Annotated in this window: 10 protein-coding genes and 2 pseudogenes; 2 read left to right on the top strand and 10 right to left on the bottom strand. The window is 52.7% G+C overall.

Annotation, left to right across the window (positions count from 1 at the left end; all coding sequences use genetic code 11):
* Nucleotides 1–215 (top strand): IS3 family transposase (locus YU1_RS31120; RefSeq protein WP_035716682.1); only part of this gene is annotated, 215 nt, incomplete at its 5' end.
* Between the two features lie 74 nt (nt 216–289).
* Here the strand turns inward: YU1_RS31120 and YU1_RS32265 are convergent.
* Genes YU1_RS32265 through YU1_RS32250 form a run of 8 tightly spaced genes read right to left on the bottom strand, consistent with a single transcriptional unit; the run spans nt 290 to nt 7,845 of the window.
* The gene (locus tag YU1_RS32265) at nt 290–1,225 is read right to left on the bottom strand and encodes a nodulation protein NodZ (protein ID WP_156922439.1); all 936 of its coding nucleotides are present in this window, start codon (nt 1,223–1,225) and stop codon (nt 290–292) included.
* A 23-nt stretch (nt 1,226–1,248) separates the two neighbouring features.
* Complete coding sequence (locus tag YU1_RS33020) at nt 1,249–2,025, bottom strand: ABC transporter permease (RefSeq protein ID WP_198019058.1); 777 nt, start codon at nt 2,023–2,025, stop codon at nt 1,249–1,251.
* Between the two features lies 1 nt (nt 2,026).
* On the bottom strand, nt 2,027–2,929 hold the full coding sequence (locus YU1_RS33015) for an ABC transporter ATP-binding protein (RefSeq protein ID WP_198019056.1): 903 nt from the start codon (nt 2,927–2,929) through the stop codon (nt 2,027–2,029).
* 47 nt (nt 2,930–2,976) lie between these two features.
* Nucleotides 2,977–4,638 (bottom strand): carbamoyltransferase N-terminal domain-containing protein, encoded by a 1,662-nt coding sequence (locus YU1_RS31115; protein ID WP_035716684.1) that lies wholly within the window; start codon nt 4,636–4,638, stop codon nt 2,977–2,979.
* A gap of 34 nt (nt 4,639–4,672) precedes the next feature.
* Entirely contained in the window at nt 4,673–5,266 is a 594-nt protein-coding gene (locus tag YU1_RS32260) for an SAM-dependent methyltransferase (protein ID WP_051357328.1), read from the bottom strand.
* A gap of 33 nt (nt 5,267–5,299) precedes the next feature.
* Nucleotides 5,300–6,523, bottom strand: coding sequence for a glycosyltransferase (locus tag YU1_RS33010; RefSeq protein ID WP_084540114.1), 1,224 nt, complete (start codon nt 6,521–6,523; stop codon nt 5,300–5,302).
* A gap of 21 nt (nt 6,524–6,544) precedes the next feature.
* A complete protein-coding gene (locus YU1_RS34965) occupies nt 6,545–7,192 on the bottom strand; it encodes a polysaccharide deacetylase family protein (protein ID WP_051357326.1) in 648 nt (215 codons plus the stop codon).
* Nucleotides 7,189–7,845, bottom strand: a complete 657-nt coding sequence (locus YU1_RS32250) for a NodA family N-acyltransferase (RefSeq protein ID WP_425339177.1) — start codon at nt 7,843–7,845, stop codon at nt 7,189–7,191. The genes YU1_RS34965 and YU1_RS32250 overlap by 4 nt, the downstream gene beginning before the upstream one ends.
* Before the next feature lie 622 nt (nt 7,846–8,467).
* Here YU1_RS32250 and YU1_RS33005 point away from each other — a divergent pair.
* Nucleotides 8,468–9,420 (top strand): annotated as a pseudogene (locus YU1_RS33005) (integrase core domain-containing protein); the annotation flags it as partial.
* A gap of 175 nt (nt 9,421–9,595) precedes the next feature.
* Here YU1_RS33005 and YU1_RS34585 read toward each other — a convergent pair.
* Nucleotides 9,596–10,199 (bottom strand): annotated as a pseudogene (locus tag YU1_RS34585) (transposase); the annotation flags it as partial.
* 56 nt (nt 10,200–10,255) lie between these two features.
* Nucleotides 10,256–10,470: IS3 family transposase (locus YU1_RS31095; RefSeq protein WP_035716682.1), on the bottom strand; the 215-nt coding region annotated here is incomplete at its 5' end.

The following is a 10,470-nucleotide window of genomic DNA, read 5'->3' as shown; positions in this document are numbered from 1 at the left end:
GCATGAGCAGACGCGGCAACTGCTGGGACAATGCGGTCGCCGAATCCTTCTTCAGCGGCCTGAAAAAAGAGCGCATCCAGAAACGCATCTGCAAGACCCGCGCCTTGGCGCGCGCCGATGTCTTCGACTATATCGAGGCGTTCTATAACCGAACCCGCCGCCACAGCCATCTCGGCGGCATCAGCCCTGAGGCGTTCGAACGCGCTTCTGCGTGAGGCTCGGCTTTGTCCACGAAACCAGGGATAGTCCAATGTGACTCAAAGAGCGCAGAGGTCACCGCCACCACACTCTACGCTAATCTAAATCCCGTACTATCCCTCAGATCACACTCAAAGACTCTAGGAACTCGCAGATAAGCCATTCGAGAGAAGGCACTCGTCGGAGGTACGCGGATTAAAACGTCACACATGGCCAGCAGATACATATCAACCAACGCCGCCTCCCCGCCGGCCGGCCCCAGCTGCGGGCAATGCAGAGGCCCCGCCCCCAAGCGTCTGTACTCTTTTTCTGTATACATGACACCGGGAAACACACGCACAATACTGTTTAAAACAAAAATACTATCCGTAGACAAAAAATATTTAACCATTTCGGACTCCACTCTAAGACGCTCGGAGCGCATTTTGCCCTCCACCAACCTCATCAGCCGCTCCGGCTCCGCCCAATACGGCCAATGATCCTGAATATCCTCGCCATTCCCATGCCTAATATGCACACCAATCACCTTACAGCCGTCAAAATTATCCCGACGGTACGCTGAAATTTTATCACGAATCCTTTCGACAACATCGAGCTCATCAAAAATCACATTTTCCGCCCATTCATCACATCCCCACATCAGACATGCATCGCATATCACAGTTGCCGCAGCACAATCTTGTCCGGTGGCGAAAAGTCGACGCAATTGATCTCTCTCAAAAAGCACCTGCTGATCGCCCCTCTTTTCACCCCAATGACCGTTCCACCACTCCGGAAAGAATGGTCCAGGCAGCCGCAGGTTCTCCCCCCCCCCCGCCAAAATCACCGGCACACCGGCAATTTCGTCAATAGGATTGAAGAACTGCGTAAATGCATTCGTCTCGGAATCCCGCGTATAACACGACCCAGTCCAATCGATGACAAGAATTCTCCCAGTTCGCTTTGCATACTGCCACGCAGCTGCAAGAGACCAGATACAATCCCCGAAACCGGTGCGCCTACGCGCAACAACGTATCTACGCGCCACTTCCACACCTCCCACAACACACCTCAACTAACAATTCTTCGCTTTAAAACGGCCAGAGCCAAGCCGAAAGCAATGACTGCATATGACGCCAAGATGACCACGTCCGACATGAAGTTCGGGACATACGCCCCATTAAGAGCCCCCCGCATCAGCTCTACACTGGGATAAAGCGGGAGCATGCTAGCCCACCACCTTATTGCGCGAGGCATCTGCGAAGCGGGAAATATCGCACCACTCGTAAAAACAAGCGGAACAAAAAATACAGACTGGCATATCAAAAATAATTCATAACCTTTCGCGAAAGACACAACAAGAGCAGAGATGCATGAAAAAGTTAAGCACACGACAATTAAAATTGGAACGATCATAAATAGGCAATGCCAAGAGACATACCCAAAGCATAACGAAACAATATATACAATCACCCCAATGGCACACCCCCTCGTTGCACCCCAACACACCTCCCCGAACAGCACATCGGCAACCGACAGCCGCGTATACAACATAGCACTCCACGTCTGATCGATGTAAAATCTCGTAAATGCTCCGTAAAACATCTCTCCATTTGTAGCAGCCATCGCTCCCGTAACGATGAGACCGCCGGCAAGAAACGAGATATAGGGCTGACCGTCAACTAACCCGACAATAGGACCGATCCCTATCCCTAACCCTAGAAGCGCCACAATAGGATCCGCAACTGTCCCTATAAAATGCAGCAGAGCCCCTCTCCGCCAGGTCAAATAATTTCTATACCATACCGCAAACCATGCCGGAGATTCAAACGACGCTTTATATCGCACATTATCCTCCCATCCTACAATGAGCTTGTGCCACCAAATCACTTACACTAGCCGCCCTTTCGGTCACTTTTACACCGACGCTCTGCACCAGCGCGTGCCGCACGTGAGCGAACGTTGTATTAATACATACAATGTTGCTGGGCCCAACAAAACATTCCACCGCCGAACGACGCAAAATTTGCGCTGCCTGCTCAATATCTTGACACTGGATGTCAATGACACTCCCCCCAAGCGATTCGAGCATCCGACCGACACTTCCCGAAGCAACCACATGCCCCCCGGAAATAATGGAAACCCGATCGCACGCCAGCTCAATTTCTTCCATTGCATGGGATGTCATAAGTATAGCGACGCCTCTACTCTTGAGGTCTTTGATAAGATCGATTACACTATTCCTTCCACTCACATCAAGATTGGACGACGGCTCATCAAGAATCAGCAATTCTGGATTGTTAATTAAAGCTCTAACAAGCGAAATCTTTTGCTTTATACCGCCAGACAGCTCCGAAATTCTATTATCGGCATATGACGTCAATTCCAGCTTCTCCAGAAGCCAGGATATTCTGTCACGAATATGGCGTCCACCTAATCCGAAAAAAGCCGCATACAGCTTTATATTCTCACGAACGGAAAGAGAATGTTCCAAGCAACTTACCTGAGGAACCACACCTACCTTCGCTCGTGCAAAACGACTATTAGTTCGCATGTCGTTTCCCAACATGAAAATAGATCCGATATCAATCCTGCTTCTACCGATAATTGCGGAGATCGTCGTACTTTTTCCCGCGCCGTTGGGTCCAATCAGGCCGTGACATTCTCCGCGGGACACCTCAAGATTAACGTCGTTCAGTATGGGCTTTCCGCGTACAAATTTTGACACTCCCTGCATGATTATCGGCTTCATCTGCATCCTCCTACTTCCCACTGTTCGTGCTTACATCTCGGCCGATGCTAAGCCTTCCAGATATAACCGTCGCTCCATACATTGCAAATTCGGCCCCAACGGCAGGCGGATGCGACGTCAGGAAAGAAGCCCCGCCCCAATTCATTGGCGCTTGTGTTGCACAACAGCGGCACACCTGTGAGACGCTCGTACTCCACCAACAAGCGCGCGACCGGATGACTGGACTCTCGCGGAATAGTTTGAAGCCTTGCGGATCCATCCAAGTGAACTACCCCGGGAATTCTATCGCGCCAATGCGGCCTAGTTTGATGATCGAACATCATGAAAGGATCAGGCGTGCCTGGATCAAATATTTCTTCAGCTCTATCCTGCAGACAAATGGGAGCAATTGGTCTAAAATTCTCCCGATTCTTAATGTTATTTAACTTTTCCTTCATCTCAGCGGACGTCGCTGCCGCGAGGATACTCCTCGCTCCCAAAGCTCGTGGCCCCAACTCTGCTGGACCTGTAAGAAAAACAATAGGCTCCCCCTGTGCTAGTACACGGGCAAGCTCCTCAAATCCGCACGGACTGCGGATCCACTCCGGCGGCGGAGTTTCCTCACCTAACTGCGGTCCGCTAAATACCGACCATTCAAGAGGGACCAACCCTCGGCCCTCTGCCAACGCGCAACACGCCGCGCCGATCGCGGAGCCGCTATCGTTCGGAAAAGGCGGCACCCACACATCCCCGAATAAGCCGCTTCGCCGCAATGCGCTATTCCACTTGATATTTAATCCACATCCTCCAGAAATGCATAGATTCAGCCCGCGAGGGAGGCCACTTCCCGCAAGAATCTCGGCAACACGTTGAATTAACATTCGCTCGATGAAAACGTGAAATGAACACAGCACGTCCGCCCCAGTGACACCTTCGAGCGACAGGGATATTTCTTCCATGAAACGGTGCGTATAAACGAGCATTTCGTCTGGTTCATGCATCATTTCGGTTGCGTGAGTGACATAACCACTAAATCGACATATAATATTGCGGTAACTATTCTCGATAACCGAGATGATTTCATCGCTTGGTTTACCTAAGGAGATATATGACATCAGCTTACCGGCAATGTCCAAGTTCCATTGGCTGCGATCGGAACTCCGGTATGGCCCGAAATGATGGCCGGCCGCCGCAAAGGCATGCCCTAGGAGTGGGAAAAGCGAACCAACGTAATCCACGCGCTCGGGCGAAACAACATACAGCCTTGGCCAGATGCTACCATCCCAAACAAGGCATAGGGCGCTCAAACGCGCTTTAGCAAAACTACTGGTACAATAGGCCGAGGCAATATGCCCAGAAACATGCGAAAAGCTCTTGTACGACCTTGCACGCGCGCCCAACAGAAGCCCGCCATGTAACGATGAGCTCATTATACTCGCGCGATTCCTTTCGAGATAAGGAGCGACCTCCAGCTTTCCTGGTACGCCCCCGGAAGAGAATTCCACTGTCGACTCGCGTATTCCATCCCACCCGTCTATCGCGTATAAATCAATGCATTCTGCGGATAGGCCGCTTCTGTGTAAAATCGATTCCACCTCGTGAGCGTTTGATATGGGCGAAAATCGCCTGTTTCCGTTCACCTTCTCATTTTCGACGCAGGTTATTAATTTTTGATCTCTAATTAGCGCTACAGCGCCATCGTGCGTCAGCTTAAGACCGCAGATTATCACCGCTATACTCCATTAGTTAGCTAACGACTAAAAATCATATCTGTCTTTTTTGCGGTTGGAATACTGCAATAACGCAGTCCTCCTGTACCTTCTCCCCTTTTAGTGAGATTTGTTGCGTCAAATTGAGGAACGAACGTGCAATTGATATTATTGTCTCCGCTCCTGCCGCTCTCCCCCATATTTTGCACAACTCGTCCCTGGCCGAGCCAATAACAAGTCGCCCATCGGCGGCCAACATGTTCGCTAGATTGCAAATCACGGAATGAATTTCATCTTCAGATTCTAAATAATAAAGAACTTCGCTACATACAATGACATCAAATATAGTACTAGATGACACCGAACGCACATCAGATAATATCCACTCTATGTTTGGCGTTGAAACTCTCTTCTTTGAACGATCTATCGCATCCTTCATGACATCAATTACTGTCAAATTGCTACAGAACATCGCCAATTTTTCGGTAAATGCCCCCCCCGCACAGCCTATTTCGAGGGCATTTTTTATAGGCGGCCCTTCTCGGCAAAGTCTTGCAAGATGGAACAGCCGCCGCTGCTCAAAATCGCTACCATCTAATCCCCATGGGTCAGCCTTAGATAGCTCTCGATGAATTTCGTCATATGACACGTTACGCGCCTTTCATCGTCAAATAATCTGGCCCTACAGCGGCATTGTTTCATCATCTGCTGATACGAGACGATTATTTCGTGACATCCAACTGGAATTTCCCACGGTTAGGGCCGCGTATACCTTTATCGGCCCCAGGACAAGATAATTTATAGGCGCGTGAGCTATAAAGAACATAAATCTAAGATCTTTGGATGCCGCAGCCGCAATTGCGCAACACCACAATTCAATTAACAGAAAAGTTATTAACGTGTAATATGGAACTTTGGCATCCAAAACGGCGACACCAATGGCAGTTATCATTGTGATTGGCGTCAGAAAAATAAACAATGTCTGCAATATCACTTCAGATACCACGTATGCGTTGAGAGACGATGCGATCTTCAACGCCAAGAACGAATCCCTGAACGTACTACGAGCCCACCTTAACTGCTGCAGAACATATGCAGACATGCTACTTGGGACTATCGTTGCCGCACTTGCCATATACTCATACTCCGTCCTATAACCACTTCTTAACATTAGAAGTGTTATGTGCCTATCTTCTCCAAAGTTGCTCTCTTTTCCAAGAAAATACTGAGATCTATACTCCGATAGCACGCGCATAAAAGCTTCTCGTCGATACATCGCACACGGACCACAACAACACATGACTGTACCAAATCTTGACTGGGCCGACCTTTCCTCATTACACGCGATCCAATACTCCATGTCTATCAACTTTGTGAGCCAATTTGTTGATCGATTTGATGCGACTAGTTGGCCCATGACCCCCCCCACCCTCGAATCAATCATCTTCCTTACAAGATGCTTAACTACGTCCGGCGCCAAGGAGGTGTCAGAATCTACATTTAATATGAATTCGCCAAACGACATATTTACCGCTGCGATCTGAGCCTCTCTTTTACCCATATTGCGAGGCAACTCAATAAATTCGATATCGCTATCATCTTGATACAATCGCCTCGCTTCAACGAAGCCACGCGGATCGGAGGATCCATCGTCGACGACGAAACACCTTATCTTCCCCTCGTATAACTGATTTTTTATGGACGAAATACATCCGATCAACGCGGAGGCATTTTCGTTGTATGATGGAACAATAACATCGACATCCGGCTTATACACGCCACGCCCACATTCTACTTTCGCTTCTTGCTTACCCGCCATATAATGGCCACGGAATATCTTGTATGCGACATTAGCCACGATATACACAGATGTTACGACAAGATTAGAAGTCTCTAAATCGAACATATGTCCCTCACGCGTGTATATTTATGGGAGATTCAGAAGCGAAAAGCCGCGAGCCTGGAGCATCGGTATAATTATCGATACAGCCTCAACTGTATTTCTTCTATTGCATAATTCAGGTGACGTGCGCTCTTCCGCGGGTGGCGCGCTATCATGCATCAGTATGATCGATCCCGGCACGGCGTTATTTGCTACAGTATCCACTATCATCTGAGCATCACGACCGCTCCAGTCCATTGTGTCGATTGACCAGTGTATGGGAATTTGCCCGCATGCCCTGGCGTAATTTAGGGCATTTTCGGTCCAAACGCCAAAAGGGGCGCGGAAATGGCGAACTGGATTCATGGATTTCAGTTTTTTTATAGCATCCGTCCCGCCGCATACCTCTTCCATGACAACTTCGTCCGCGCAAATATCGAGACTTCTGTGGGTCAACGTGTGATTTCCGATGCAATGGCCATCGAAAGACGCGCGCCTTACGATACCTGGACATGCCTCTACGCGATTGCCGATAACGAAAAAACTGGCTAACGCTGAGTATTGCGTCAATATGTCAAGTATCAATGGCGTATAAGTCGGATGTGGACCGTCGTCAAAGGTCAAGTATATCGGCTTTCCTCCAATCTCGACGGGAAGGCAGTTGATCGGATCGCGCGCTATGTCTTCACTCACAGCTCAGGTCCGTTTCTATTCATCATCTGTGAGCTGGGCCACTCCTCGATGGAAGCGCGTATGGGCAAAACAACTACCAATACATCCTCGACGCGCGTGGGTTGATATCCTGGATACACATTCGCGAGCGTCGATTTGATCTTCATGTTTTCCAGGAGCTCTCCAGCCCCCCCACGGCAGAATCTTTGAAAATGCGCTTTCAATTCCGGGCGGAATGTCCCGAAGGCAAACGGGACGCCGAGTTTATGTAGTGTTGGCGTCAGTGCAGCGACAGAATGACCAATGCCAAGCCCCTCCAGATCTCGCCTGACGCCGTATAATCCGAGCTCTGCCACTAGCAGATCCACTTCCCCAACCCTAATGAAACGCCGCAGCACTCCCATGTGTGCGGCAACACCACTAGCGTCATAAGCAATGGCTCGCAGCTCGGGACGAGCACCGGCCCAACTCCGAACGCCCTCAAAAGGCAATGCGTTAGCGGACCCAGTTGGGCCATACACACGTCGAAAAAATTCTGCTAGATTAGAATGATCTGTGAGATCTAGATCACTCTCCCACCGCAGCGACCATTTAGGGATAGAACTCACCACGCCTGCTCCCATTCTGCACCTGTTCGCGCGACCATGCGCTTGAGTTAGAAGCGCAATGGTCAGAGATATTTTATCTATTAACGCGAAAAGATTCCGTCAAATCGAGAGTCTTGATACCCGACATCCAAACGACAAATGAGGGCAAAGATGGAACTTCGTAGAATCAAGTCCGGCGGGAATATTGGATACTCTACTGATCAGTCGATTATTACCACTTCAGAGGGCCGCGGGCGTGAAGCGACTTAGGTTAGAACTACCTTTAACCATCATATCGAAATCGTGCCCGCAGCGGAAACGTCGGCGTGGAGGGCCCATAAAGCCGGGGCAGCCGAGCCGGCCCTCTGATGCCGTTCGCCGCCGAATTCCGCGCGAGAGCTTCTGGTCGTGGATCGTCACGCTATCGGCGACGCCGTTGCTGCGTTTGGAAGGATGACCCGGCCCGATGGGGCCGGGTCCCTCGGATCAAGCGGCCTTGCGGGCCTTCGCCCGATCGTTGGCACCGGCGTCGGCGAGCTTCGTGAGATCGGCGTCGGTCCTCGAATCCTTCCTTCAAGCTGGCGTCGAGGAGGGTCACCGCCTCGGACAGACCCAGCTCTGCCGCCCAGCGCTTCAGGGTTCCTAGCTATGTGGTCCCGAAGTCTGATGGTGCATCATCGGTCCTGAATCGTCAGGAGGAGGATGCCCTGTGGCAAGCGTTCTTCACGGCAGCGCCCGCACGACGCCGTGTCGTCGAGCCGAGTTCCAAGCGTCGAAAGAGAGCACCCGGGCCCTTGCCGCCCGTTACGGGCTGAACCCGAAAACGATGGCCAAGTGGCGGAGACGGACCACGACGGCCGATGCGCCGATGGACCCCGAGGCGCCGAAGAGCACGGTGCTGACGCCAGCCGCGGAAGCCATCGTGGTAACCTTTCGGCGGAATACACTCCTGCCGCTAGACGACGTGCTCGGTTGCCTGCGGGACACCATCCCCAACCTCAGCCGCAGCGCCCTGCACCGCTGACTGCAGCGTCATGGCATTCCCGGCTGCCGGTCAGTGAGACTGCCGAGAAGCGCAAGCGGTTCAAAACCTACGAGATCGACTACGTCCACATCGACAGCTGCGAGCTGCGCCACGCCGGAGGGAAAGCTGGTGATGTTGCTGGCCATCGATCGGGTCTCGGAGTTCACCCATGTCGAATTCCACGACAGCGCCGGGAAGATGGAGGGAGCCGTGTTCCTGAGGAATGTGATCGAGGTCTTGCCCTACAAGATCCACACCGCGCTCACCGACAACGGCATGGCCTTCGCGGAACTACCCAAGAACGCGAGGGCCCCAGCCGCCGCCTTCTCAGACCGCACATCTTTGACCGCGTCTGTATCGCCAACCGCATCGAGCACAGGCTGACCAGCCTCATCACCCGCGGACCAACGGCCAAGCCGAACGGACGAACCGCACCATCAAGGACGCTACCGTCAAGACCTACCACTACGACGACCTGGAAAGCCTCAAGACACACGTCCTGGCCTGCCTATAACTTCGCCAAGTACCTGAAGGCCCTGCGATGGCGAACACCCTACTAGGTGATCTGCGACGCCTGGACCAAAGACCGATCAATCTTCAAGATCGACCCGCGCCAGCTCATTCCGGGACCACACACCGCTCGGCCAACGCCTTCTTCAGCTGATCAAGCAAGCCATCGCTGTCAAATGCCGATCTGGCCTCCGTGCGCGCCAGCAGTTGGTCCAAAATTGCGTCCGGGATAACAGGCTCTTTCGTCGTGCCATAGGATCTCTCCATGGAACCACCATGCACGCTCGCACACGAAATTCCTGACAGGCCCCCCAGGCCCTGGATGCCGGCGCGGCGCATCAGCCGCTCGATTCGGGAATGGCCCACGCACCGACCGTGCCTCTGCAGCACTGCATGGATCCGGGAGCATCATGGGTCCCGCTGCTCTCCGTGTGGATCAGCCGGACGTCATCCGTGAGCTCCCGGTTGGCCTGTGCGCGCAAGCTCTCCGGACGGGCACGCCAGGCATAATAGCCGCGGGCCGACAGCCCCAAGGCCTCGCACACCAAACGGGCTGGCCACACAGCGCGATGCTCATCGACGAACCCTAACTTCATCGGAAGGCCGCTCCGAAGATGAGCGCGGCTTTTTTAAGGATGTCGAGCTCCATCCGCAGGCGCTCGTTCTCCCGCCTGAGCCGGGCGTTCTCGGCAGCCAAGTCTGCCGGCGCCGGGGCCTCCGCCTGCGGAACCGGGCGCCGCGCCGGCCCCGTCGCCTGGGGGGCTTGGTCTCTCATCTACGGCGAAGCACCGTCTCATGCACCCCCCAGTTCCTGCGCTACCTGTGAGGTGGAAAGGCCGCCGGCCGTGGCCCGTTCAACCGCCTCCCGCTTGAACGCCTCCGGAAACACCCGACGCAGTGTGCCCATCACTCCTCTGAAGCTCATAAATGGACTGTCCCTGGTTTCGTGGACAAAGCCGAGCCTCACGCAGAAGCGCGTTCGAACGCCTCAGGGCTGATGCCGCCGAGATGGCTGTGGCGGCGGGTTCGGTTATAGAACGCCTCGATATAGTCGAAGACATCGGCGCGCGCCAAGGCGCGGGTCTTGCAGATGCGTTTCTGGATGCGCTCTTTTTTCAGGCCGCTGAAGAAGGATTCGGCGACCGCATTGTCCCAGCAGTTGCCGCGTCTGCTCATGC

The organism is Azorhizobium doebereinerae UFLA1-100 (genome assembly GCF_000473085.1).
Taxonomy (GTDB): Bacteria; Pseudomonadota; Alphaproteobacteria; order Rhizobiales; family Xanthobacteraceae; genus Azorhizobium; species Azorhizobium doebereinerae.
Note: the sequence above shows the minus strand (reverse complement) of the source record. Positions and strands in the feature narration are given on the sequence as shown.